Consider the following 24,033-nt stretch of genomic DNA (forward strand, 5'->3'; position numbering starts at 1 on the left):
GATGGGCTTAAAACACCTCTTTGAAAAAATTGAGCCGCACTTTACCGAAGGGAAGCTCAAAAAGTACTACCCGTTGTATGAAGCAACGACGACTATTTTCTACACGCCGGGGCTGGTGACCAAGGGGGCGGCGCACGTTCGCGATGCCATCGACCTTAAGCGGATGATGATCCTTGTGTGGTTTGCGGTCTTCCCGGCGATGTTCTGGGGAATGTACAACGTTGGCCTGCAGACCATTCCGGCGCTGCACCACATGTACGATGCACAGCAGCTGGCGCAGGTAATCCAGTCAGACTGGCACTACCGTCTGGCCCAGTCGTTAGGGGTGAGCTTCGCTGCAAACGCGGGCTGGCTGAGCATGATGACGCTGGGCGCGGTTTTCTTCCTGCCGATTTACATCACGGTATTTATCGTGGGCGGCTTCTGGGAAGTGCTGTTTGCCATCATTCGTAAACACGAGATCAACGAAGGCTTCTTCGTGACCTCTATTTTGTTTGCCCTGATTGTTCCCCCGACGCTGCCGCTCTGGCAGGCGGCGCTGGGCATCAGCTTCGGCGTGGTGATTGCCAAAGAGATCTTCGGCGGCACCGGGCGTAACTTCCTCAACCCGGCGCTGGCGGGACGCGCGTTTCTGTTCTTTGCTTATCCGGCGCAAATCTCGGGCGATCTGGTGTGGACGGCGGCAGACGGATTTTCCGGCGCGACGCCGCTTTCACAGTGGGCTGCACACGGCGGCGAAACGCTGGTTAACAACGCTACAGGTCAGCCTGTCACCTGGTTTGATGCCTTTATTGGCACCATTCCGGGCTCCATCGGAGAAGTCTCTACGCTGATGATTTTGCTTGGCGGGGCGATCATTCTTTTCGGCCGCGTGGCCTCCTGGCGGATCGTTGCGGGCGTGATGCTCGGTATGGTGCTGACCGCCACCCTGTTCAACGTTATCGGTTCGACCACCAATCCGATGTTCTCCATGCCGTGGTACTGGCATCTGGTGCTGGGTGGCTTCGCGTTCGGCATGATGTTCATGGCGACGGACCCCGTCTCTGCCTCGTTTACGGACAAAGGTAAATGGAGCTATGGCGTGCTCATTGGCGCGATGTGTGTCCTGATCCGCGTGGTCAACCCGGCGTACCCGGAAGGGATGATGTTGGCCATTCTGTTTGCCAACCTGTTTGCGCCGCTCTTCGATTACCTGGTCGTGCGGGCCAATATCAAACGGAGGAAGGCGCGTGGCTGAAGTTAAAAATAACGACAGCATCAGCAAAACGCTGCTGGTGGTGCTGGTGCTCTGTCTGGTCTGTTCTATTGTCGTGGCCGGTTCTGCCGTGGGGTTAAAACCCCTACAGCAGGAGCAACGTGCGCTGGATAAACAGCGCAACATCCTGGCCGTCGCCGGGCTGATGCAGGAAGGAATGAGCGCAGACGACGTTTCGGCCGTCTTTGCTGAACGTATTTCGGCGCGTCTTGTGGATTTAAAAACGGGTGAACTGCTGGATAAAGACCCGGCAACATTCAACCAGGCGCTGGCGCTGAAAGATCCGCTGATGAGCCTGACGCTGGAGGCATCGCAAGATCCCGCCGGGATTAAGCGTCGTAGCAACCTGGCCGAAATCTATCTGGTTCGCGATCCTCAAAAACGCATTCAGGAAGTGGTACTGCCGATCTACGGCAACGGTCTGTGGTCAATGATGTACGCCTTTGTGGCACTGGATACCGATGGCCGCACGGTCAAAGGCATTACGTATTACGACCAGGGTGAAACCCCGGGGCTGGGTGGCGAAGTTGAAAACCCAAACTGGCGGGCACAGTTTGTCGGCAAGAAAGTGCTCGACGATAACGGTCTTCCTGCGCTGAAGGTGATGAAAGGGGCGGCACGTCCCGGTGACGACTACGCCGTTGACGGGCTTTCCGGCGCCACGCTCACCTCAAAAGGCGTGCAGCACAGTTTTGATTTCTGGATGGGTGAGCTGGGCTTTGGTCCTTTCCTGAAAAACGTACGTGAAGGAGCGCTGAACAATGGCTGATACCGGTGAACTGAAAGAAGTCAAAAAGGTGCTCATTGGCCCCCTGCTTGCCAATAACCCGATCACGCTCCAGGTGCTGGGCGTCTGTTCGGCTCTGGCGGTGACGACCAAGCTGGAAACGGCGGTGGTGATGACGCTGGCCGTCACGCTGGTCACGGCGTTCTCCAGCATGTTTATCTCGATGATCCGCCACCACATTCCCAACAGCGTGAGGATCATCGTCCAGATGGCGATCATCGCCTCGCTGGTTATCGTGGTCGATCAGCTGCTTCGCGCCTTCGCCTATGAAACCTCCAAACAGCTCTCGGTGTTTGTCGGGCTGATTATCACCAACTGTATCGTCATGGGACGTGCGGAAGCCTACGCCATGAAAATGCCGCCTATGGCGAGCTTTATGGACGGTATCGGCAACGGCCTCGGCTACGGCGTGATCCTGCTGACCGTTGGGTTCCTGCGTGAGCTGATTGGCAGCGGCAAGCTGTTTGGCATCACGGTGCTGGATACGGTGCAGAACGGCGGCTGGTATCTGCCAAACGGCCTGTTCCTGCTGGCCCCTAGCGCATTTTTCATTATCGGTTTGTTGATCTGGCTGATTCGTACGCTGAAGCCAGAGCAGCAGGAAAAGGAGTAACCGACGATGGCTCATTACCTGAGTTTGTTTGTGCGAGCGGTGTTTGTTGAAAACATGGCGCTCGCGTTTTTCCTCGGCATGTGTACGTTCCTTGCCGTGTCTAAAAAGGTCTCCACGGCATTTGGCCTGGGCGTGGCGGTCACCGTTGTTTTGGGGCTTTCGGTTCCGATTAACAATCTGGTTTACAACTTTGTGCTGCGGGACGGCGCGCTGGTGGAAGGGGTTGATCTCAGCTTCCTGAACTTCATCACCTTTATCGGGGTGATCGCGGCGCTGGTGCAAATCCTCGAGATGATCCTCGATAAATATTTCCCGTCGCTGTACAACGCGCTGGGGATCTTCCTGCCGCTGATCGCGGTGAACTGCGCCATCTTTGGCGGCGTCTCGTTTATGGTTCAGCGTGATTACAACTTCAGTGAATCCGTGGTGTACGGTTTTGGTTCCGGCATCGGCTGGATGCTGGCGATTGTCACCATGGCGGGGATCCGCGAGAAAATGAAATATGCCAACGTGCCTGCGGGTCTGCGTGGCTTAGGGATCACCTTTATCACCACCGGGCTGATGGCGCTGGGCTTTATGTCCTTCTCCGGTGTGCAGCTATAAGGGCTAACAGATGGAAATTATTCTTGGCGTGGTGATGTTCACGCTGATAGTACTGGTGCTGTCAGGGCTGATCCTGACGGCGCGTGCAAAGCTGGTCAATTCAGGGGATGTGGTCATTGATATCAATGACGATCCGCAGAATCAGATCCGCACTCCGGCGGGGGACAAGCTGCTCAACACGCTCTCCGGTAACGGCATTTTTGTCTCCTCCGCCTGCGGCGGCGGCGGCTCTTGCGGGCAGTGCCGCGTGACGGTAAAAGAGGGCGGTGGCGATATTCTGCCAACCGAGCTGGCGCATATTACAAAGCGTGAGGCAAAAGAGGGCTGTCGTCTGGCCTGCCAGGTCGCGGTGCGCCAGAACATGAAGATTGAGCTGCCGGAAGAGATCTTCGGCGTAAAAAAATGGGAGTGCGAGGTTATCTCTAATGATAACAAAGCCACCTTTATTAAAGAGCTGAAGCTGAGGGTGCCGGAAGGGGAAGATGTTCCGTTCCGCGCCGGGGGGTACATTCAGATTGAGTGTCCTGAGCATACCGTGGCCTACGCGGACTTCGACGTGCCGGATGAGTATCGTGCCGACTGGGACAAATTCAATCTCTTCCGCTTTGTCTCGGAGGTGAAAGAGCCGACGCTGCGCGCCTACTCGATGGCCAACTACCCGGAAGAGAAGGGCATCATCATGCTCAACGTGCGTATCGCCACGCCGCCACCGAATGTGCAGGATGCACCGCCGGGCGTGATGTCGTCATACATCTGGTCCCTGAAGCCTGGCGATAAGGTGACGATCTCCGGACCGTTCGGGGAGTTCTTCGCGAAAGATACCGACGCGGAAATGGTCTTTATCGGCGGTGGGGCCGGTATGGCCCCGTTGCGCTCGCACATTTTTGACCAGCTCAAGCGGTTGGGGAGCCAGCGTAAGATCAGCTTCTGGTACGGGGCGCGCTCGCTTCGCGAGATGTTCTATGATGATGAGTTTGAGCAGCTGGCGCGTGAAAACCCGAACTTTACCTTCCACGTTGCGCTTTCCGATCCGCAGCCGGAAGATAGCTGGACGGGCTATACGGGGTTCATCCACAACGTGCTGTATGAAAACTACCTCAAACAGCATCCGGCGCCTGAGGACTGCGAGTTCTATATGTGTGGTCCGCCGATGATGAACGCCGCCGTGATCAAGATGCTGAAAGATCTGGGCATAGAAGATGAGAATATCCTCCTTGATGATTTCGGAGGCTGATCATGCTGACCTTTCTGGCGACCTTCGCGGTGTTTGTGCTGGTGGTTTTCGGCATGTCATTAGGCTGGATTATCAAGCGTAAAAGCATTCAGGGCAGCTGCGGCGGTATCTCTTCTATCGGAATGGAAAAGGTTTGCGACTGCCCGGAACCGTGCGATGCGCGAAAAAAACGAATGGTGCGGGAACAGCAGCGTCAGCAAAAAAGAATCATCTAGCAAAAAAAGGCCGCATATTGCGGCCTTTCCTGTTTATTTTGCCCAGCTTTTCGCTTGCGCTGGCGAATCCACGAGAACCCCTTTGGCGCCTAATGCTTTGGCTTTCTGATAATCTTCGTTAGAGTTCACGCCGATAAAAATCAGGTGGGCATTGCCCTGGGAGCGAAAGCAATCAACGGCTTCTTTGTCCCATGTTAAGGTTGCAGGAGAGATCCCTTCGCCTAAGGTAAATTTCTCAACTACCTCGACCTTTCTGTTTAACTCAAGTCCATACCAGTAATCATTCATTTTTTGTGAGGGCGGAAGGCATTCGTGGCTTAACGAAATATTGGCCAGACGGGTGCGCGTTTCGCTGCGGGTCACAAAACGAGGGATTTCGGTAGGCAAAGCTTCCAGATAACGGTCTTCTGTTGAATAGACGCGAACCCGATTCAGGCTATTGGTTTCCTTCAACACGTTAAGCAGTTGCTTACCCATCATGTCCGGGTTTGCATCAGGGGATTTGATATCAATATAAAACTGCGTATCGGGCCAGGTAGTCAGTACCGATTTAAGCGTTGGTATCGTCGTATTTAGCAGGTTTTCCGGCAGTTCCTTGTCCTTCCACTTCACGCTGGTATCTATCTTCGCCAGTTCCGCGAGTGAATACTGTGACACCTTGCCTTGCTGATTGGTTAACGCTTTCAGGTCGCTTGGGCGATAGAGTACTGGAACCCCGTCCCGGCTTAATTGCACGGTGACCCAAATGGCCTGTGCCTTGTTTTCAAGCGCCAGTTTAATGGCCGGAAGGCTATTTTCAGGCGCATCCGCAGTGCCGCCCCGATGCGCAATGATCTCCGGGTTAGCAAATGCCGCGCTCGCCAGAAAAATTAATGGTACAGAAAAGATTTTCTTCATGAATTAATACCCTCCATTTATTTTTAAAGTGTATGTATATCAATATTTTATTCGGAATTTTCATAACACATTTTTACGACAAACATGCGACACGAAAACAGCTGACGCATTTTTTGCCTTTTGTTATACTGTATATAAATACATGTGTTGGTTCGAAAGATGCGCAAAATAATCCATGTCGATATGGACTGCTTTTTTGCCGCAGTGGAGATGCGTGACAACCCGGCGCTGCGGGATATTCCCATCGCCATTGGCGGCAGCCGCGTTCAGCGTGGTGTCATCAGCACCGCCAACTACCCTGCGCGCAAATTTGGCGTGCGCAGCGCTATGCCGACGGCGATGGCGCTAAAACTCTGTCCCCACCTCACCCTTTTGCCCGGTCGCTTTGAAGCCTACAAAGAAGCGTCAAACCATATACGGGAAATCTTCTCCCGCTATACCTCACTGATTGAGCCGCTATCGCTGGACGAAGCCTATCTGGACGTCACCGACAGCCTGCACTGTCATGGCTCCGCCACCCTGATGGCGCAGGAGATTCGCCAGACGATCTTCAACGAGCTGGATCTCACCGCATCGGCAGGCGTCGCGCCGGTAAAATTTCTCGCTAAAATCGCCTCCGATTTAAATAAGCCCAACGGTCAGTATGTCATCACGCCGGAAGAGGTACCTGCATTCCTAAAAACGCTGCCGCTTGGCAAAATCCCCGGAGTAGGAAAAGTCTCCGCCGCAAAGCTGGAAAGCATGGGGTTACGCACCTGCGAAGACGTGCAGCGAAGCGATCTTGCCATGCTGCTCAAGCGCTTTGGGAAGTTTGGCCGCGTGCTGTGGGAGCGCAGCCAGGGGATAGACGATCGCGATGTAAACAGCGAACGGCTGCGTAAATCCGTCGGCGTTGAGCGAACCCTCAGTGAAGATATTCATAACTGGTCGGAATGCGAAACCATTATCACGGAACAACTTTACCCGGAGCTGGAACGACGCTTAATTAAGGTGAAGCCGGACATGCTCATCGCCCGTCAGGGTATTAAATTAAAATTCAACGACTTCCAGCAGACCACGCAGGAACACGTCTGGCCGCGTCTGAATAAAGACGATCTTATCGCGACGGCGAAAAAGGCATGGGAAGAGCGTCGGGGCGGGCGAGGGGTGAGGCTGGTGGGATTGCACGTTACGCTGCTGGATCCGCAGTTAGAGCGTCAGCTGGTTTTGGGACTGTAAAAAAGCCCGGTATTTACCGGGCCTGCGTTTTTCACCCTCTCTCTTTGGGAGCGGGGAGGGTGCTACTTAACTGGGATCGCTTTCAGCAGTTCAGTCAGCAGCGTCCAGTAGTGACCGACGCTTTCGATATGAACCTGCTCATCCGGCGAGTGCGGACCGGTAATGGTTGGCCCGATGGACACCATATCCATATCCGGATACGGTTTCTTGAACAGACCACATTCCAGACCCGCGTGGATCACCTGGATGTTCGGGGTGCTGTTGAACAGACGCTGATAAGTTTCACGCACCAGCGCCATCACCGGAGAACTCGCATCCGGCTGCCAGCCCGGGTAGCTGCCTTTTGCAGACGTTTTCGCGCCCGCCAGCGTACCGAGAGATTCCAGCATGCTCACCACGTACTCTTTACCGCTATCTATAAGCGAGCGGATCAGGCAGACGATTTCCGCGCTGTCGTCACTCATGGTCACCACGCCCACGTTCAGTGAGGTTTCCACCACGCCTTTCGCCACGTCAGAGTTGCGGATCACGCCGTTTGGCGTCGCGTTCAGCAGCTGAACGAAGGTGTCACGAGATTGCACGGTCAGCGCGGCTTTATCTGTAGAAACAGATTCCAGCACCACGGTCAGGTTTTTCTCTTTCGCCGACAGTTCGTTTTTCAGGATATCCAGGTATACGGTGGAGAGATTTTTCAGCTCGTCCGCTTTTGCAGCAGGAACCGCTACGGTGGCGAACGCTTCGCGTGGGATCGCGTTACGCAGGGTACCGCCGTTGAAGTCCACCAGACGCAGGTCCAGCTCAGCTGCATGGCCTGCCAGGAAGCGCGCCAGCAGCTTGTTGGCATTACCCAGACCCAGGTGAATATCGCCGCCGGAGTGGCCGCCTTTCAGCCCTTTCAGCGTCAGCTTGAAGGTCTGGAAGCCTGCAGGGATCGCTTCGCGTGACAGCGGCAGGGTAGAGATGAAATCAATCCCGCCCGCGCAGCCCATGTAGATCTCGCCTTCTTCTTCAGAGTCGGTGTTGATCAGGATGTCCGCCTGCAGCCAGTTCGCCTGCAGACCGAATGCGCCGTCCATGCCCGCTTCTTCGGTCATGGTCAGCAGCACTTCCAGCGGGCCGTGCTCAACGCTGTCGTCGGCCAGCACCGCCAGCGCAGAGGCCATACCGATGCCGTTATCCGCGCCCAGCGTGGTGCCGCGTGCTTTCACCCAGTCGCCGTCGACGTAAGGTTGAATCGGGTCTTTGGTGAAGTCGTGAACGGTGTCGTTATTTTTCTGTGGCACCATGTCCAGGTGCGCCTGCAGCACAACCGGTTTGCGGTTTTCCATGCCTGCGGTAGCGGGTTTACGAATCAGAATGTTGCCAACCTGGTCGCGTTCAGCATGCAGACCTTTTTCCTTCGCCCAGCCCATAATATGTTCGGCAAGCTGTTCTTCATGGTAGGAAGGGTGTGGAATGGAGCAGATTTTTGCAAAAATATCCCACAGCGGCTGCGGGGATAATTGAGACAGTTCAGACACGATAAGTCTCCTTGTCGTGGCGCTGCAAGCAGGGTTGCAGGTCACAGGGTTAGCAGGTTAATAGTTACCACAAGTCAGGCTTGCGAGATGAAACTGAGAATACCACTTTCTCTGCTGGCTGGTAGCATAAAGCATGTAAAAACTCAGGCAGAGGGCGCTAAACACTGGTTTTTAGTGCGTCAGATCTCTATAATCTCGCGCAACCTATTTCCCCCTCGAACACTTTTTAAGCCGTATAAAAACAGGCTGGGACACTTCACATGAGCGAAAAATACGTCGTCACCTGGGACATGTTGCAGATTCACGCACGCAAACTGGCTGCGCGTCTGATGCCTTCCGAACAGTGGAAAGGCATTATTGCCGTCAGCCGTGGCGGTCTGGTACCGGGGGCGCTGCTGGCACGTGAGCTGGGTATTCGTCATGTCGATACCGTTTGCATCTCCAGCTATGACCATGATAACCAGCGTGAGCTGACCGTGCTGAAACGTGCGGAAGGCGACGGTGAAGGCTTCATCGTTATTGATGATTTGGTGGATACCGGCGGTACTGCGGTCGCTATCCGCGAAATGTATCCGAAAGCACATTTCGTCACAATCTTCGCGAAGCCTGCTGGGCGCCCACTGGTTGACGATTACGTGATTGATATCCCGCAGGATACCTGGATTGAACAGCCATGGGATATGGGCGTGGTCTTCGTACCGCCTATTTCAGGCCGTTAATACCAGTACGTAACTTTACACGCCCGGCTATGTCGGGCGTTGTTCTTTTTGGCCTGCCACGCGTTACAATAGTCTTCATATGACGTATTCATGGAGGCAACGCAATGACGCAGGCGAATCTCACCGAGACTCTCTTCAAACCCCGTTTCAAACATCCTGAAACGTCGACGCTGGTGCGTCGCTTTAATCCGGGTACCCAGCCTGCCGTCCAGTCCGCGTTAGACGGTAAAAACGTGCCCCACTGGTATCGTATGATTAACCGCCTGATGTGGGTCTGGCGCGGTATCGACCCCCGTGAAATCCTTGATGTGCAGGCACGTATCGTGATGAGTGAGGCCGAACGTACCGACAGCGAACTCTACGATACGGTGGTGGGCTACCGTGGCGGAAACTGGATCTACGAGTGGTCTAAACAGGCGATGCTCTGGCAGCAAAAAGCCAGCCAGGAAGAGGATGCCACGCGCAGCGGCAAGCACTGGCTGCACGCCGCTAACCTTTACGGTATTGCCGCGTACCCCCATTTAAAAGGGGATGAACTGGCTGAGCAGGCTCAGGCGCTGGCGAATCGCGCCTATCAGGAGGCGGCTCAACGTCTGCCGGGCCGGATGCGTGAACTTGAGTTCACCATTTCAGGGGGATCGTCCGTAACCGGGTTCCTGCATATGCCTGAAGGTGAAGGTCCGTTCCCGACCGTCCTCATGTGCGGCGGGCTGGATTCACTGCAAATTGATTATTACAGCCTGTATGAGCGTTACTTCGCACCAAAAGGGATCGCGATGCTGACGCTTGATATGCCCTCAATTGGTTTCTCATCCAAATGGAAACTGACGCAGGATTCCAGCCTGCTGCACCAGCATGCGCTAAAAGCGCTGGAAGGCATTCCGTGGGTTGACCACACCCGCGTGGCGGCATTCGGCTTCCGTTTCGGCGCGAATGTCGCGGTGCGTCTGGCTTACCTTGAATCCTCTCGCCTTAAAGCCGTCGCCTGCCTGGGCCCGGTCGTACACGCTCTGCTCAGCGATCCTGCTCGCCAGGGGAACGTACCTGAAATGTACCTTGATGTGCTGGCCAGCCGTCTTGGCATGCATGATGCATCAGACGAAGCGCTGCGCGTTGAGCTCAATCGCTACTCGTTAAAAACGCAAGGGTTGCTGGGACGTCGCTGCCCAACGCCGATGCTGTCGGGGTTCTGGAAAAACGATCCGTTCAGCCCGGAAGAAGAGTCTCGCTTAATCACTTCGTCATCTGCGGATGGCAAATTGCTTGAAGTGCCGTTCAGCCCGGTCTATCAGAATTTCGACAAAGCGCTGAAAGAGATTACGCGCTGGATCGCTCAGAGATTGTGTTAATAGATTGCTAAATTTTGCTGGTTTGGTAAAACAGTGGCTTCACAAAAGGAGATCGCAATGACGTTACCGAGTGGACACCCGAAAAGTAGACTGATTAAGAAGTTTATGGCTCTCGGCCCGTATATTCGAGAAGAGCAGTGTGAAGAGAATCGCTTTTTTTTCGACTGCCTGGCTGTATGCGTCAACGTGAAGCCTGCACCAGAAAAACGTGAATTCTGGGGCTGGTGGATGGAAATGGAAGCAGAGGAAAAACGTTTTACGTATAGCTACCAGTTTGGCCTGTTTAATAAAGACGGCAACTGGCAGGCGACCACCATTAAAGATCAGGAAGTGATTGACCGCCTGGAATATACACTTAAAGAGTTCCATGATAAGGCACGCGCCCTGCTGGCGAGCCTGGATCTCAAGTTCGAGCCCGCGGATGACTTTTCCAGCGAAGCGGTGAAGCTGACTGCCTGATGGTTTCACAGCGCCGGGTGGCGGCTTCGCCTTACCCGGCCTACAAAATGCACTATCCCGTTGGCCCGGTAAGAGCTGCGCCACCGGAAAAAAAATCCCGGCTTATCTGCCGGGATTTTTTTATCGGGATAATCTTAGAACTGGTAGGTCATACCCAGGGCAACGATGTCATCGCTGCTCACGCCCAGTTTATTTTTGTCGTCAATCTGGTTGATTTTATAATCAACAAACGCTGACATATTTTTGTTGAAGTAATAGGTCGCGCCAACGTCAATGTATTTCACCAGATCTTCGTCACCAATACCTTCGATATCTTTGCCTTTAGACTGGACATAACCCAGGGACGGGCGCAGACCAAAGTCGAACTGATATTGTGCGACAACTTCAAAGTTCTGCGCTTTATTTGCAAACCCGCCGGAAATTGGCGTCATATTGCGGGTTTCAGAATACATTGCAGCCAGATAAATATCGTTCGCATCATATTTCAGACCGGTCGCCCAGGCTTCTGCTTTCTGCCCCTGGCCACGCGCCAGCAGGTTCTGAGCGTTGGTGCGGTCAGAGCTGGTGTAGGCACCGCTAACTGCGAAATCGCTGCCGCCGAAGTCATAGGTCAGAGAGGTACCAAAACCGTCACCGTTCTGTTTCTTGGCGTCACGGTTTTCGTTTTTGCCCTGGTACTGCAGCGTCATGTCCAGACCGTCAACCGCGCCGAAGAAATCGGTGTTACGGTAGGTAGCAAGACCGGTAGCACGCTTGGTCATGAAGTTATCGGTCTGCGCGGAAGAGTCGCCGCCGAATTCCGGGAACATATCGGTCCATGCTTCGACGTCATACAGGGCACCCAGGTTACGACCGTAATCCAGAGAACCAAAGTTTTTCAGCTTAAGGCCCGCAAACGCCAGACGCGTTTTCTGAGAGGAATCGCTCTCGGCTTTGTTACCCGCAAATTCAGATTCCCAACGGCCATAGCCTGTCAGCTGATCGTTAATCTGGGTTTCGCCTTTAAAACCGAAACGAACGTAAGTCTGATCCCCATCTTTGGTGGCATCATCACTGATGTAGTGCATGGCTTTCACTTTGCCGTACACGTCCAGTTTATTACCATCTTTATTATAAACTTCAGCTGCGTGAACGGATGCAGAAGCCACTACGCCCATAACCATTAATGCCAGAGTGCTCTTTTTCATTTTCGATCCTGTCTTATAAACGCGCTAAAAAATTCGCTGGACGATAAGCTCATGCTTAAGTCCCGTGAAAAAACAGGAAGGGTTTTATCGTTCTGGAGTGAAACTTTTATGACAAATTAAGAATAATTTTAAAAAACTGTGATTTATTATTTCGGTAATAAAAGCGTCAAATTCTCCCGCTACGCTTCCTGATCCCGCGCAACAAAGTGTTTCGCGATGTGCTAAGGCAGTTGGCAACAGGGCTGACTCCTGTTAAAACGTTCGTTCGACATTACTTTCCCTTATCGTTGAACGGCAGAGAATCATGAGTGACAGCCAGACGCTGGTGGTAAAACTCGGTACCAGTGTTTTAACAGGCGGATCGCGCCGCCTAAATCGCGCCCACATTGTTGAGCTTGTACGTCAGTGCGCTCAGCTACATGCCGCAGGGCATCGTATTGTGATTGTGACCTCCGGGGCGATTGCCGCCGGGCGTGAACACCTGGGTTACCCCGAACTTCCCGCGACGATCGCCTCTAAACAGCTGCTGGCCGCCGTGGGGCAAAGCCGACTCATTCAACTCTGGGAACAGTTGTTCTCCATCTATGGCATCCACGTCGGGCAGATGCTGCTCACTCGTGCGGATATGGAAGACAGAGAGCGCTTCCTGAACGCCCGCGATACCCTGCGCGCGCTGCTGGACAACAATATTGTTCCGGTCATTAACGAGAACGATGCTGTTGCTACCGCTGAAATCAAAGTGGGTGATAACGACAACCTCTCGGCGCTGGCCGCGATTCTGGCCGGTGCTGATAAATTACTGCTTCTGACCGATCAGCAGGGGCTGTTTACCGCCGATCCACGCTCCAACCCGGAAGCCGAGCTGATTACTGACGTGCAGGGTATCGACGATGCGTTGCGCGCCATCGCCGGCGACAGCGTGTCAGGCCTCGGAACGGGCGGTATGGGAACCAAGCTGCAGGCCGCTGACGTGGCGTGCCGCGCCGGTATCGACACCATCATTGCAGCGGGCAGCCGCCCAGGCGTGATTGGCGACGTGATGGAAGGTATCTCCGTCGGCACCCGCTTCCATGCCCAGGAATCCCCGCTGGAAAACCGCAAGCGCTGGATATTTGGTGCGCCTCCTGCTGGCGAACTCGTCGTTGATGAAGGGGCAACCGCCGCGATTCTGGAACGAGGAAGTTCATTACTTCCTAAAGGAATTAAAAGCGTGACAGGCAACTTCTCCCGTGGTGAAGTGATCCGTATCCGTAACCTCGAAGGTCGCGACATCGCTCACGGCGTAAGCCGTTATAACAGCGATGCCCTGCGCCGCATCGCGGGTCACCACTCGCAGCAGATCGACGCCATTCTGGGCTATGAATATGGCCCGGTTGCCGTACATCGCGATGACATGATTATTCGTTAAGGAGCAGAACATGCTGGAACAAATGGGCGCTGCCGCGAAGGCTGCCTCTTACAAACTGGCGCTCCTTTCCAGCCGCGAGAAAAACCGCGTGCTGGAAAAAATCGCTGATTATCTGGAATCACAATCTCAGGAGATTTTGCTCGCCAACGAGCAGGATTTACTGGAAGCGCGTCGTAACGGCTTGAGCGAAGCGATGCTCGACCGCCTGGCGCTGACGCCGGCACGCCTGAAAGGCATCGCCGACGATGTGCGTCAGGTCTGCAATCTGGCCGACCCGGTAGGGCAGGTGATCGACGGCGGGCTGCTCGATAGCGGCTTACGCCTGGAGCGCCGCCGCGTGCCGCTCGGCGTTATCGGCGTGATTTATGAAGCCCGTCCAAACGTGACGGTGGATGTCGCCTCCCTGTGCCTGAAAACAGGGAACGCCGCTATTCTGCGCGGTGGAAAAGAGACCTGGCGCACCAACGCCGCCACGGTGAAAGTCATTCAGCAGGCGCTGGAAGAGTGTGGCTTACCGGCGGGTGCAGTACAGGCGATTGAGAGCCCAGACCGCGCGCTGGTCAACGAAATGCTGCGCATGGATAAATACATCGACATGCTGATCCCACGCGGTGGCGCGGGCCTGCACAAGCTGTGCCGCGAGCAGTCGACGATTCCGGTTATCACCGGCGGTATCGGCGTGTGCCATATCGTGGTCGACGACAGCGCGGAGATTGAACCGGCGCTGAAGATTATCGTTAACGCGAAAACCCAGCGTCCAAGCACCTGTAACACCGTAGAAACGCTGCTGGTGCATCAGGATATTGCGAACACTTTCCTGCCAGCCCTGAGCAAACAGATGGCAGAGAGCGGCGTGACGTTGCATGCTGACGCCAACGCGCTCGCACTGCTTCAGGATGGCCCGGCAAACGTGGTTCCTGTAAAAGCGGAACAGTACGACGACGAGTTCCTGTCGCTGGATCTGAACGTGAAAATCGTTACCGATCTCGACGACGCGATTGCGCACATCCGTGAGCATGGCACCCAGCATTCAGACGCGATTCTGACGCGCACCCTGCGCAATGCCGATCGCTTCGTGAATGAAGTGGATTCCTCTGCGGTCTATGTGAATGCCTCCACCCGCTTCACCGATGGCGGCCAGTTTGGCCTCGGCGCCGAGGTGGCGGTCAGCACGCAAAAACTGCACGCGCGCGGTCCGATGGGGCTGGAAGCGCTGACCACCTATAAGTGGATCGGCTTCGGTGACGATACGATTCGTGCGTAAATAATCACGGGTGATGCAAAAATAGCCGTTTGATTCAAAAGGGCATTGACGCATCACCCGGATAGATCTAACCTTTTGCCCCGTGGTTACGCTCGTAACCAGCCTCTCAGGGCCGATATAGCTCAGTTGGTAGAGCAGCGCATTCGTAATGCGAAGGTCGTAGGTTCGACTCCTATTATCGGCACCACTAACCACGCGGGTTCACGCGATATTCACCAGTTCAGCAAAAGCGCCTTGTGCCATATTTGTGCCATTCCCCGCCAGGAATGAGTCGATTTGCATGGCATGCTGCGTCAGGTGATTCGGTGCCAGATGGGCATAACGCTGTACCATCTCGATACTTTCCCACCCGCCCATTTCCTGTAGCGCACTGAGTGGTACGCCGGACTGTACAAGCCAGCTTGCCCATGTGTGCCGCAGGTCATGGAAGCGGAAATTTTCTATTCCCGCCCGCCTTAACGCTGCGCGCCATGCCGTGTTAGCATCAGACCGCATTTTGCGCACCGCCTTTGTTCTCGTTCCATCCGGGCGAACGGATGATTCAGTGTGAACAAAGACCCACCGGTTATGTTTCCCCAGCTGCTCCCGCAGCACCTTACAGGCCGATTCGTTCAGGGCGACCCCAATCGCCCTTCCTGCTTTCGCGTCCTCGGGATGAATCCATGCGACCTTCCTCTGCATATCAATTTGCGACCACTCCAGATCTGTGATGTTCGACCTGCGCAGCCCCGTCGCCAGTGCAAAAATAACAACTGGTTTCATATGCTCGGGCAGCTCCCGGATCAGGCTCGCCGCTTCCTCTTTGGTTAGCCAGCGAATACGCTTATTTTTCGGCACCGGGCATTTGATGTTCGGCGCTTTGGCTATCCATCGCCATTCGTTGGCCGCGCATCGTAACAGCGCCCGGATGAAAGCAAGGTGCGTTGCCTTCGTCGCCAGCGACGCTGGTTTATCCTTAAATTCAGGAACCGGCTTACCTCTTCGCAGCAGGCTGTCCCGCTTAGCCTCCCAGTTCATTCGATGTTTGCGATTAACCATCGAACTCACCGCCGACAAGATCCTGTCTTCCGTGATTGCTGACAGGTCCATTCCTTTGAAGTGCATCCTCCAGAATCCGATCCGGCTTTTGTCATCGTCCAGGCTTTTCTTGTGCTGCTTTTCGTTAAGCCAGCGAACGCACGCTTCATCGAACGTTCTCGGCTTAAACTCACCCATCTTATCAACTCGCCATGCTTCAGCTTTCAGCTGATCATAGAGCTCCTGCGCTTGCCTTTTGTCCGTTGTCCCAAGAGACCGTCTAATTCGACTTCCACCAGGCGTAACGAAGTCGCAGTGCCACGTACCGGCACGTTGTTTGATTGACATGCTTTATCCTCCTGCACATCAACCGCATTCACGGGTTGATTGTGGATCGGGTTCTTCACTGCCGCAATACAGTCTGTTTTGCAGATCAGATATGGGCTTTTTTTCTTATGTGGATTTTTTCGGGTAGCAGCCAGGCGACCGGACTTTATCCACTGGGCAATCGTGCCTTTATCCACTTTAAGGAAGGCGGCGGCCTCATCTCTGGTAAATACTTCTTCGTCCATCGATGTTCTCCAGTGGCCCCAGTCGGGGCCGTCATTGTTAATCAGTGTGCCTGTGCTGGCAGGTTTCGAAGTTTACGAACGCCGATCATTGCTGTGGCGACATAGCTGGTGGCGCGGTTGACGACTTCGACGGTGACCTTCATGCCATCCACCTCAACGGTGTAATTTGTCTGGTGCTTCTGCCTGCCGTAATCGCCATATTTTGCGTGGTGCGCCGCCAGCGCAACATCGCAAGCGCGGCGACCAATAGGTGATTGCTTACTGCGATTAATCAGCTTCATCATCAATGCACTCCCAAAGTGGCTACGACATCACTCGCTGTTTCGCGGGTGCTGCCTTTGCTGGATATAGCCCGGCGAGCACTGACGCGGTGGAGCGTGAAGCCGTGCTGTTCGTAAAGTTCAATTACGCGCGGAGCGGTAGAATTGCTGATCACCACTTTTGCCCCCCGCTGGTGGGCTGCCACACAGCTTTCCGCAAGCTCTACCTGGCTATCCCATGAGAACCCACCAGCCGCGTAGTTAGTGAAACCAGCGGTGCCGGGCAGCGGCTCATAAGGCGGATCGCAGTAAATGACGTCACCATCACCTGCCAGCGCGAGCGTGCGCCTGAAGCCGGCATTCATGAATACGCATGCGTGAGCCTTCCGCTTAAATGCCTTGATCTCTTCTTCCGGTAAATATGGCGCTTTATATTTCCCAAAGCCGACGTTAAAAAAACCGTCCAGGTTGTAACGGATCAGGCCGTTGAAGCAGTGCCGGTTGAGGTAAAGGAATGCTGCTGCGCGCTCAACCGCATCCAGCCGCTGCGCGTTGAATGCTTCACGAATTACCGTGTAGCTTTCGGCATCATTCAGATGCCTGAATGCCTTCATTGCCTCATAGATCACCGAGTCGGGGACCACCGCCAGCATCTGATACAGGTTAATCAGGTCGGCGTTGACGTCAGCCAGAAGGAAGCGTTCGTGTTTATCTGAGTTAAGGAACACCGATCCGCCACCCACAAAAGGCTCAATAAGGCGTTTCCCTGCGGGGATCAGGCGATCCAGTTCCGGCAGCAGCGAATATTTGCCGCCAGCCCATTTAAGGAACGGGCGCTGCCAGTTGCGCGGTGCAGGCGCTTCGACGGGAAGCGCTGCGGCGATACGTTCACCGATCCAGCGCATAACCGGCACAGCCATAGAGTTGCCTATCGCTTTGTAGCGCGGGCCGTCCGGGCAATCAGCCGCAGCTTTTCCTCGCCACGAAATTAGAGTGTGGTTATCGGGAAAACCCTGGAGTCGTTCGCATTCAACCGGTGTAAGACGGCGAACCTGCATGCCGAATTGAACAACATCAGCAGATGAGCGTGAATCCTGCGTAAAGGCCACATCTTCCTGATAGCCTTTACCTTGAGGCCCAGCAGCATCGTGGCGACCAATAGACGCGTGCTGGATGCAAATAGCGGGCGGCTGACCGCTGTTTGCATGGCTGGTATCGTGATTACCAGCTCTCAGCGTTGGTGACATATCAACGGTCGCATCTGCGCCATGGTCTTTGTAGCTGAAAGCTATAGCCGGAAAACCTTGTCCTGGCTTTCCACCACCAGTGGATAGGGGGCCAGTTATTTGCCCGTCGCCACCCTGTAAACGAATCTCACCGCGACTGTTCTCCGCGAAAGCAATGGCTGGTGTAAGATTGGTTCCTGATTGTGCCGAGGTTAGCGTAGGGGATAGCTCTTCAGCCCATCCAATGCCACCGACTTTACTGCCCTGACCGGGTTTAAATCCATAGCACACGGCATTTTCCTGACCATGATTACGCCCCAACGTGTGAGCCAGTTCGTGATTAGTGTCAGGATCTTGGGTGCCATGGACGGCAAAAGTTTCTGTATCAAAGTCCATTCGCACGCCGTGAGCGGTGCATGCAGTCGCTACGTCGATATTTCCGCCAGTATTACCTCCACCATATGCCAAAACGTAGGTGTCCAAATCTTCTGCTGTGCTATCGTTTTCTTTAGCCAACAATGTGCGGGAGATATTGGAATAAGCATCTGATACAAGGCCAGATCCGCGCTGGCTGAAAATTTCCTGATTGCTGGCGCCAATGCCACCAATATTGTTGGACTGGTTCAGAGTCGGGTGTGGATTTGCTGGGTTGTCCCAGTGACTACCGCCTTCAGCGCAGTTTCCAGCATAGCTGGCAACTTCCGGTTGCGTTTCTCGGCGCGGCGGAGTATCCCGGCGCACGCTGTTGAGCTCAAAAAGTACCGCTGCGGGATCGAAGTCTTTTCGAGAACTTGCGACAACGAACACACGGCGGCGGCGTTGGGCCACTCCGAAAAATTGAGCATCAAGGACGCGCCAGGCGATAATCCTTTGTGGTCCAGACACACAACCTGCGTGCGTCCATTTTCCCCCTGCTGGCTGCAACTCGCTGCTTTCTCCGGCAAGCCCTGCCAGAAAGCAGCCGAATGCGTTGTCTTTGCTGCTGAGGACGCCCGGGACGTTTTCCCAGACGATGATCGCTTCATCTTCTCCGCGCTCGCGGCGTTTGTCGTCGATTGCATTCGCTAATTCCACGTAAGAAAGGGTTAACTGCCCGCGCTCGTCGTCCAGACCATTGCGAAGACCAGCAATACTGAAAGCCTGGCACGGCGTGCCGCCGACTAGCACATCTGGCGCCGCAACGTCACCAGTTCGCACCGCAGCGGCGATTTTTGTCATGTCGCCCAGATTGGCTACATCAGGCCAGTGATGGGCAAGAACCGCAGACGGGAAAGCTTCGATTTCGGCAAACCATGCTGGAAGCCAGCCCAATGATTCCCAGGCAACGCTTGCGGCTTCAATACCGCTGCAAACCGATCCGTATCTCATGCTGCCACCTGCTTTTCGTTAAGTTCTTCAGCCAGTCGTTGCGCCTTCAGTGGGTTGGTAACGACTTCACCCCACGGCAGCAACCATCCGTTTTTCTCTTTGAGCCAGGGAAGGCGCACCGCGCCAACCCTGATTTCGTCCTGTGCATGTGTCATAGCGCATAGATAGAGTGAGAAGGGAACGGGAGACCAATCGGCGCAAATGGGATATCGTCGTCAAAGTCGACCGGTGGCTGACCGCTATTCTGCTGCAAGCGAGACTGTGGTGCGCCGCCAGTCTGATTTGCATAAGGGTTACCGCCATGTTGGGCATTGCGCGGGCCAGAGAACTGCGCGCCGCCGTGGATACGTTCGTCCTTATCCTTCATCGACAGTTCAAGCGCGGCGATCGCTTCTGCTGGGGCATTCTCAGCGTGTTCGGCGTAGGTCTTGCGCGTTCCCGGCTGGAAAACGTGGCGCACTTCGAACTTGTAGCCGTCGCCGCCGTCGTTTTTGGTGTACAGCACCTTCTGGAGAAACAGGCCCACCTTTTTGCCAACCAGCGCAGGGCAGTGCCATTCGATACCGTTTTGACCCTGTACCTGCTGCGGTTGCGCCTGTTTGACCTGGGCGACCCACATCAGCGCTGATACCAGCCCCATGCCGAAAGTCTGCTGGCCGTCTTTGCCGAGGAAGTTAATGCGCAGGAAATTCGCCTTAAGCCCGTTCGAATCCAGGCTCAGTTCAAGCGCCTGGGACTGGCTGCCATCTTTCCCGAAGGTGTACACCGCAGAAACGATTTCGCCCTCGTAAGCGCCGGTTTCGCTGATCCCGCCTGTTGCGCCAGCTTTCTTCGCCATCTCAGCCGTTTCGTTGTTCCACATAAAAGTCATTGGTTGGTTCATCGTTAAATCCTCAAAGTTACAATTCGGTCATAAATTCGGTGATAGCCACGTCTACGGCGTGGAGGTCGTTGTCCATTTCCGTCTGATCAGGGAACAGGTCAGGCGGCGCTTTGGCGGTGTCGTTGTCATCGCCTTTGATGAGAAAAACGTGTTTACCGTCCTTCTTGATGGCGCGCAGCACGATGGAGAAATAGCCCTCTGGCGTCAGCTTTTCGTTCAGCATCTTCCCTGTGGTCTTCATGCGGATCTTTCCCTCGGTCTCTTCGGTGTGAGCCAGGAAATAAACGCGGAAGTCGTCCGGCAGCTCGGTGGCCGCCATGATGATTCGCCAGATGTGATCTGCCATTTCGGTGAACTTGGCATAGCCGGTCTGATACGCGCGGTTCATGTTTTCGTGCTGCATGACCACCTGAAAATCGTCGATGATCAGGACGCGGCGAGTTTTCGACTGCACCATGCGATAGATGGTGTCCAGCACAGTTTCCCAGTTATCTGAGCGCAGAACGTTACCGCGCTGTTTGCTTCCGTCTGGCAGCAGCTTGCCGTGAAGTTTCCAGCCCGCAGACTTGAACGGCAGCATTTTGGGGATGCACTGGAGCAGCATCACATCGTCCGGATTGAAGTTGCGCAGGCTGTAGGACTTGCCCGCGCCAGAATCACCGAGGATCAGCACTGGAGTACCCATCATTTACCCCCGTTCAGCCAGTGTTCAGCCGTAAACAGCACGTCTTCGTCGTCGCTGTTGGCAACGAGCCAGCGCAGGTAACCCGGTTCTGTTTTTGCCAGCTCTGCGAACGAGACGCCTTTATGCTTACCGAAACGGAGCGCATGCAGCAGGGAAGGGTTATTGGAGATGGCGCGCATTTCGCCCATCGTCCATTTCGCCAGGCGGCCCATATAAAGCAGCAATTCGGCGGTGACATAGCAGTCATACAGCGCGCGGTGAGCGTACAGACCTTCCGGTACTTCCGGTTTCAGCCCGAGGCTGTAGCGCAGGTACTGGTTGCTGTGGCTCTTGTGCTCTGGCAGGAGTGAGCGCGCCAGCTTGGCGGTGCAGATCCAAGGCGAATCAATCTGCGGCAGCTTGGATTTGTCGAACTTCGCGTTGTGGGCGACGTAGGCATCAGCCCCCAGATAGCGGCCAATTACTTCACTGAGCAGCGGCGCGCCTTCCACCATGTCTTCGGTGATATGGTGAATAGCCATCGCCTCAAAACCGATCGCCACGCCTGGCTTAACGAGGTCGCTCATTGGGTTGCAGATCACGCCATCGACAATATCGACGCTGGCGATTTCCACCACAGTTTCCGGGCCGCCTTCCAGGCCAGTCGTTTCGGTATCAATGACACGCAACATTGTTAATCCCCTGTGTTCTGTAATCACAAACTGCATCGAAGTGCGCGAGCTGGTGGGCGATGGCCTCAAGGTCAGCTGGCGATAAGTGGTACATCAGGCACAGAAGCGCGATAAGGTTCATCGCCTGCTGCTGTTTGGTCGTAGCCTGCATATCCATTCCTCTGAAAAAGGTTGTAAGAATCCCGTCGCTGTGAAAGCCGACCGTTTAACAAAGTTGGTTTTGCTGGTGTCCCTGCTAATGGATTGCAGGTTTACCGTGCTGGTTGAGATAAACCTCTATCTCATCGTTAGTGGTGCGCAGACGCTCAAACAGGGTGAACAGATACAACCCTTTACCCACGTTTGCAGATGCGCGGTATGTGCGCCCCTGATACCTGACCAGCATCCCTGGTACAACGCTGGTTCTTGGTAATGTTGTTGTGCCGTAATTAGCCATCTCATCCCCTTGCCGTCTTCCCGGCTGCCAGAACTTTTACCCGGGCATTCGCGTTTGAATGCGTTGTTTGGATGAGATGATTATTAACCGATGGTTATTTTTGGTCAATAACCGATGGTTAATTATTTTGAAGATAGTTAATAACTAACTGAAATGTGGGTTAATTTAGTTTTTAAAAACTGCGTGGTATGATTAAAAAAACAGCTATGGAGGTGTTTATGGAATTCAATGAAGAGCGCGCAGGCATGATCTCTAGCGCCATCGGTTTGGCTGTGGTTAATCTTGTTGCCTTTGGTGTCCCTATTAACAGAGATAATTTGGTCGACGAACTTGAACGGGTAAGGCGTGAAACCGGGAACGTGATCGGGAAGGGGGTTAATCGAGATGCTGCTGAGATCGTTAGAAAAGGGATATAAAAAAATCCGGCTCAGTGGCCGGATTATGTCTATCTACGGTAACGCAAAACAGAATACCAGAACACAAACCCGATGATTTCGACGTCGCTTTCGTTTGCCTCTTCATCGTCGTATTCACGATTGATGCTGCGGATTAACACCTTTCCGCCAGGCTTGCGGTAAAGCTGTTTGATTCGCTTTAAATCGCCCTGGTTGATGGCGTACAACTCACCGTCAACGATTCGTTTATTTCCGGTGTCAACTGCAACGGTTGCACCATCAGGAATTACTGGTTCCATGCTATCACCGGAAGCCGGGAAACACAGGACACCAGAACCGTCAGTGCTGGCACCTACGCGCCGTAAAGTTGCTTTGGAAAAACGTAGCTTGAAACCGTTGTAATCTTCATCCGTGACGCGCCCATCCCCGCAGGCAAATTCGATATCCTTCAAGAACGGCACTTCAACCTCATCTTCTGGTAGAGGGGTATTTCTATCCCAAGATTCGACTGTACCCCACTCACTTACGGGGGGGAGAGCATCATCAGACAATCGTTTTTCAGCGAGTTTTTCGCCTCGCCCATACTCAAGCCACTCTGGAGAAACCCCAAGCCATTTACTTAAAGCCATGATGTTTGTCATGTCTGGGATTGCTGCGCCGTTAAGCCATTTCCAGATCCCAGGCTCAGAAACATCAATGCCTTGAGCTTTTAATGCGCTACGAATCCTGCCTGCGAGCCCACGCCCACCCACACCAGCATCAAGACACGCAGTGTGTAGTCGTTTGGAGAACTCTTCTTTTAAATCTTCTTTTTTAACCATGCGTTAATTATCGAATAGAGTTGACATAACTGTCAGTTAAGAATTAATCTTAACCCGTAGTTAATTTGGTTAATGGAAAACGCTATGAATCCAATGCAATTCGCTATTGAAGCTGTAGGCGGCCAAACAGCAGCAGCTCGCCTATGCGGACTGTCGAATGTGGCTATTCATAAGTGGGTTAAGAACGCAGCCTTACCGCGCACTGAATACACAGAGAAAACCAATTATTCACAGATCCTTGCTGACGCATCTGGTGGAAAGTTCACCTCTGAATGGTTGCGTCAAGCAGCAAACCCAGACCGGGAAAAAGCACCCGATGCCGCCGCTTAATCAGCGGCATATGTTTTTACAAGGGGATTATCACCAATGGAGAACGCAATCGCACGAAAGTTAGACCCGCCAGTTATCAATCCGGTTGAGATAGAGAGCGTTCTGCTCACCCGGCTTGCATCAGTGGGCCAGAAGTCTTACGCCGAGCATATGGGTATCAGCGAGTCGACAGCCAGCAGGCGCAAAGCCGAAGGGTATTTCAGCACCATGGCGAAAGAGCTGGCCTTACTGGGTATTCAGGCCGCGCCACCGGAAGCGGTGCTTGTGTCGCGTGAATATCTGGCCTCAGTAGAAACGCTCGCTGATATCGGGCTGAAAGCCGAACGGGCAAGGCCGGGGCCGCTGGGGTGGGATTAAGCCATGAACCATATCGAATTCATCGAAAAGCATGTTCGTGAAGAACTGCTGAAGCTCGGTTTCTCTCTTGGTGTCGCTCAGGGGGGGGCATTCCAGGCAATCGACATGTACAAGCGCATGAGCCAGGCAAGCAGAAAGGGGAAAATTTTTGATGATGTTTTACGGTACGCAAAGCTGTGGGCGGAGAAGCAGCAGTTACCCGCTGACCGCTTTGAGAAGCGAAAAGTTAAACGGAAAGCCCAGCCGGGCTTGTTCTGAAAAGGCGAAAGCCGCTGTGCGTCAAC

General features: G+C 54.1%; 29 protein-coding genes, 1 tRNA gene and 1 pseudogene. 17 read left to right on the forward strand and 14 right to left on the reverse strand.

Annotation, left to right across the window (positions count from 1 at the left end; translation table 11 throughout):
* Position 1 precedes the first annotated feature (1 nt).
* From KGP24_RS04490 to nqrM, 6 genes are read left to right on the forward strand one after another with little or no spacing between them, the layout of a single operon-like run.
* Complete coding sequence (locus KGP24_RS04490) at positions 2-1,237, forward strand: NADH:ubiquinone reductase (Na(+)-transporting) subunit B (protein ID WP_223562500.1); 1,236 nt, start codon at positions 2-4, stop codon at positions 1,235-1,237.
* Positions 1,230-2,024: a Na(+)-translocating NADH-quinone reductase subunit C gene (locus tag KGP24_RS04495; RefSeq protein WP_223562501.1), complete on the forward strand. Its 795-nt coding sequence runs from the start codon at positions 1,230-1,232 to the stop codon at positions 2,022-2,024. Before KGP24_RS04490 ends, KGP24_RS04495 begins: the two co-directional genes overlap by 8 nt.
* Positions 2,017-2,655 (forward strand): NADH:ubiquinone reductase (Na(+)-transporting) subunit D, encoded by a 639-nt coding sequence (locus KGP24_RS04500; protein ID WP_223562502.1) that lies wholly within the window; start codon positions 2,017-2,019, stop codon positions 2,653-2,655. Before KGP24_RS04495 ends, KGP24_RS04500 begins: the two co-directional genes overlap by 8 nt.
* Positions 2,656-2,661: 6 nt before the next feature.
* Entirely contained in the window at positions 2,662-3,258 is a 597-nt protein-coding gene (gene nqrE, locus KGP24_RS04505; RefSeq protein WP_023334613.1) for an NADH:ubiquinone reductase (Na(+)-transporting) subunit E, read from the forward strand.
* 10 nt (positions 3,259-3,268) lie between these two features.
* Complete coding sequence (nqrF, locus tag KGP24_RS04510; RefSeq protein ID WP_223562503.1) at positions 3,269-4,492, forward strand: NADH:ubiquinone reductase (Na(+)-transporting) subunit F; 1,224 nt, start codon at positions 3,269-3,271, stop codon at positions 4,490-4,492.
* A gap of 2 nt (positions 4,493-4,494) precedes the next feature.
* Positions 4,495-4,707, forward strand: a complete 213-nt coding sequence (gene nqrM, locus KGP24_RS04515) for a (Na+)-NQR maturation NqrM (RefSeq protein WP_223562504.1) — start codon at positions 4,495-4,497, stop codon at positions 4,705-4,707.
* 33 nt (positions 4,708-4,740) lie between these two features.
* On the opposite strand, the gene KGP24_RS04520 is transcribed toward nqrM, so the two are convergent.
* The gene (locus tag KGP24_RS04520) at positions 4,741-5,604 is read right to left on the reverse strand and encodes a glycerophosphodiester phosphodiesterase family protein (RefSeq protein WP_223562505.1); all 864 of its coding nucleotides are present in this window, start codon (positions 5,602-5,604) and stop codon (positions 4,741-4,743) included.
* Positions 5,605-5,763: 159 nt separating this feature from the next.
* On the opposite strand from KGP24_RS04520, the gene dinB reads away from it, so the two are divergent.
* Positions 5,764-6,822 (forward strand): DNA polymerase IV, encoded by a 1,059-nt coding sequence (dinB, locus tag KGP24_RS04525; protein WP_223562506.1) that lies wholly within the window; start codon positions 5,764-5,766, stop codon positions 6,820-6,822.
* A gap of 62 nt (positions 6,823-6,884) precedes the next feature.
* On the opposite strand, the gene pepD is transcribed toward dinB, so the two are convergent.
* A complete protein-coding gene (gene pepD, locus KGP24_RS04530) occupies positions 6,885-8,342 on the reverse strand; it encodes a cytosol nonspecific dipeptidase (RefSeq protein WP_223562507.1) in 1,458 nt (485 codons plus the stop codon).
* A 260-nt stretch (positions 8,343-8,602) separates the two neighbouring features.
* On the opposite strand from pepD, the gene gpt reads away from it, so the two are divergent.
* From gpt to crl, 3 genes are all read left to right on the forward strand, one after another.
* A complete protein-coding gene (gene gpt / locus KGP24_RS04535) occupies positions 8,603-9,061 on the forward strand; it encodes a xanthine phosphoribosyltransferase (protein ID WP_010427903.1) in 459 nt (152 codons plus the stop codon).
* 104 nt (positions 9,062-9,165) lie between these two features.
* Positions 9,166-10,410 carry an esterase FrsA gene (frsA, locus tag KGP24_RS04540; RefSeq protein WP_223562508.1) on the forward strand — a complete coding sequence of 415 codons (1,245 nt, stop codon included), beginning with the start codon at positions 9,166-9,168 and terminating at the stop codon, positions 10,408-10,410.
* Between the two features lie 57 nt (positions 10,411-10,467).
* Positions 10,468-10,869 (forward strand): sigma factor-binding protein Crl, encoded by a 402-nt coding sequence (gene crl / locus KGP24_RS04545; RefSeq protein ID WP_198886322.1) that lies wholly within the window; start codon positions 10,468-10,470, stop codon positions 10,867-10,869.
* 134 nt (positions 10,870-11,003) lie between these two features.
* Here crl and phoE read toward each other — a convergent pair whose 3' ends face one another.
* Positions 11,004-12,056, reverse strand: a complete 1,053-nt coding sequence (phoE, locus tag KGP24_RS04550) for a phosphoporin PhoE (RefSeq protein ID WP_045330369.1) — start codon at positions 12,054-12,056, stop codon at positions 11,004-11,006.
* Between the two features lie 304 nt (positions 12,057-12,360).
* Here phoE and proB point away from each other — a divergent pair, with 304 nt between their 5' ends.
* The 3 genes from proB to KGP24_RS04565 all read left to right on the forward strand — a co-directional run bounded on the left by proB (position 12,361) and on the right by KGP24_RS04565 (position 14,915).
* Positions 12,361-13,464 carry a glutamate 5-kinase gene (gene proB, locus KGP24_RS04555; protein ID WP_023310508.1) on the forward strand — a complete coding sequence of 368 codons (1,104 nt, stop codon included), beginning with the start codon at positions 12,361-12,363 and terminating at the stop codon, positions 13,462-13,464.
* A 10-nt stretch (positions 13,465-13,474) separates the two neighbouring features.
* Positions 13,475-14,728: a glutamate-5-semialdehyde dehydrogenase gene (gene proA / locus KGP24_RS04560; RefSeq protein ID WP_223562509.1), complete on the forward strand. Its 1,254-nt coding sequence runs from the start codon at positions 13,475-13,477 to the stop codon at positions 14,726-14,728.
* A gap of 111 nt (positions 14,729-14,839) precedes the next feature.
* Positions 14,840-14,915, forward strand: a tRNA-Thr gene (locus KGP24_RS04565).
* An 80-nt stretch (positions 14,916-14,995) separates the two neighbouring features.
* Here the strand turns inward: KGP24_RS04565 and KGP24_RS04570 are convergent.
* The 10 genes and pseudogenes from KGP24_RS04570 to KGP24_RS04615 all read right to left on the reverse strand — a co-directional run.
* Positions 14,996-16,087 (reverse strand): annotated as a pseudogene (locus tag KGP24_RS04570) (site-specific integrase); the annotation flags it as partial.
* Positions 15,970-16,317 carry a helix-turn-helix domain-containing protein gene (locus tag KGP24_RS04575; protein WP_072011928.1) on the reverse strand — a complete coding sequence of 116 codons (348 nt, stop codon included), beginning with the start codon at positions 16,315-16,317 and terminating at the stop codon, positions 15,970-15,972. The gene KGP24_RS04575 and the pseudogene KGP24_RS04570, both read right to left, overlap by 118 nt.
* A 41-nt stretch (positions 16,318-16,358) precedes the next feature.
* A complete protein-coding gene (locus KGP24_RS04580; protein ID WP_029139424.1) occupies positions 16,359-16,598 on the reverse strand; it encodes a DUF4060 family protein in 240 nt (79 codons plus the stop codon).
* A gap of 2 nt (positions 16,599-16,600) precedes the next feature.
* Positions 16,601-19,171 carry a Dam family site-specific DNA-(adenine-N6)-methyltransferase gene (locus tag KGP24_RS04585; protein ID WP_223562510.1) on the reverse strand — a complete coding sequence of 857 codons (2,571 nt, stop codon included), beginning with the start codon at positions 19,169-19,171 and terminating at the stop codon, positions 16,601-16,603.
* The gene (locus KGP24_RS04590) at positions 19,168-19,326 is read right to left on the reverse strand and encodes a DUF1317 family protein (RefSeq protein ID WP_038155432.1); all 159 of its coding nucleotides are present in this window, start codon (positions 19,324-19,326) and stop codon (positions 19,168-19,170) included. Before KGP24_RS04590 ends, KGP24_RS04585 begins: the two co-directional genes overlap by 4 nt.
* Complete coding sequence (locus tag KGP24_RS04595) at positions 19,323-20,054, reverse strand: hypothetical protein (protein ID WP_127663788.1); 732 nt, start codon at positions 20,052-20,054, stop codon at positions 19,323-19,325. Before KGP24_RS04595 ends, KGP24_RS04590 begins: the two co-directional genes overlap by 4 nt.
* Before the next feature lie 16 nt (positions 20,055-20,070).
* On the reverse strand, positions 20,071-20,739 hold the full coding sequence (locus KGP24_RS04600; protein WP_000537165.1) for an AAA family ATPase: 669 nt from the start codon (positions 20,737-20,739) through the stop codon (positions 20,071-20,073).
* A complete protein-coding gene (gene exoX, locus KGP24_RS04605) occupies positions 20,739-21,410 on the reverse strand; it encodes an exodeoxyribonuclease X (RefSeq protein ID WP_223562511.1) in 672 nt (223 codons plus the stop codon). The genes KGP24_RS04600 and exoX overlap by 1 nt, the downstream gene beginning before the upstream one ends.
* A complete protein-coding gene (locus KGP24_RS04610; RefSeq protein WP_223562512.1) occupies positions 21,394-21,561 on the reverse strand; it encodes a hypothetical protein in 168 nt (55 codons plus the stop codon). Before KGP24_RS04610 ends, exoX begins: the two co-directional genes overlap by 17 nt.
* 84 nt (positions 21,562-21,645) lie before the next feature.
* Complete coding sequence (locus tag KGP24_RS04615; RefSeq protein ID WP_072778541.1) at positions 21,646-21,846, reverse strand: cell division protein FtsZ; 201 nt, start codon at positions 21,844-21,846, stop codon at positions 21,646-21,648.
* 218 nt (positions 21,847-22,064) lie between these two features.
* Between KGP24_RS04615 and KGP24_RS04620 the strand changes: the two genes are divergently transcribed.
* A complete protein-coding gene (locus KGP24_RS04620; RefSeq protein WP_063613580.1) occupies positions 22,065-22,262 on the forward strand; it encodes a hypothetical protein in 198 nt (65 codons plus the stop codon).
* Positions 22,263-22,291: 29 nt separating this feature from the next.
* Here KGP24_RS04620 and KGP24_RS04625 read toward each other — a convergent pair whose 3' ends face one another.
* Positions 22,292-23,062, reverse strand: a complete 771-nt coding sequence (locus KGP24_RS04625) for a helix-turn-helix transcriptional regulator (RefSeq protein WP_058690035.1) — start codon at positions 23,060-23,062, stop codon at positions 22,292-22,294.
* Positions 23,063-23,146: 84 nt separating this feature from the next.
* Between KGP24_RS04625 and KGP24_RS04630 the strand changes: the two genes are divergently transcribed.
* Genes KGP24_RS04630 through KGP24_RS04640 form a run of 3 tightly spaced genes read left to right on the forward strand, consistent with a single transcriptional unit; the run spans position 23,147 to position 24,007 of the window.
* Positions 23,147-23,392, forward strand: a complete 246-nt coding sequence (locus tag KGP24_RS04630; RefSeq protein WP_047716431.1) for a hypothetical protein — start codon at positions 23,147-23,149, stop codon at positions 23,390-23,392.
* Positions 23,393-23,428: 36 nt separating this feature from the next.
* Positions 23,429-23,749 carry a CII family transcriptional regulator gene (locus KGP24_RS04635; protein ID WP_223562513.1) on the forward strand — a complete coding sequence of 107 codons (321 nt, stop codon included), beginning with the start codon at positions 23,429-23,431 and terminating at the stop codon, positions 23,747-23,749.
* A 3-nt stretch (positions 23,750-23,752) separates the two neighbouring features.
* A complete protein-coding gene (locus tag KGP24_RS04640) occupies positions 23,753-24,007 on the forward strand; it encodes a hypothetical protein (protein WP_223562514.1) in 255 nt (84 codons plus the stop codon).
* Positions 24,008-24,033 lie beyond the last annotated feature (26 nt).

The sequence above is a fragment of the Enterobacter sp. JBIWA008 genome, assembly GCF_019968765.1.
In the GTDB taxonomy this organism is placed as follows: domain Bacteria; phylum Pseudomonadota; class Gammaproteobacteria; order Enterobacterales; family Enterobacteriaceae; genus Enterobacter.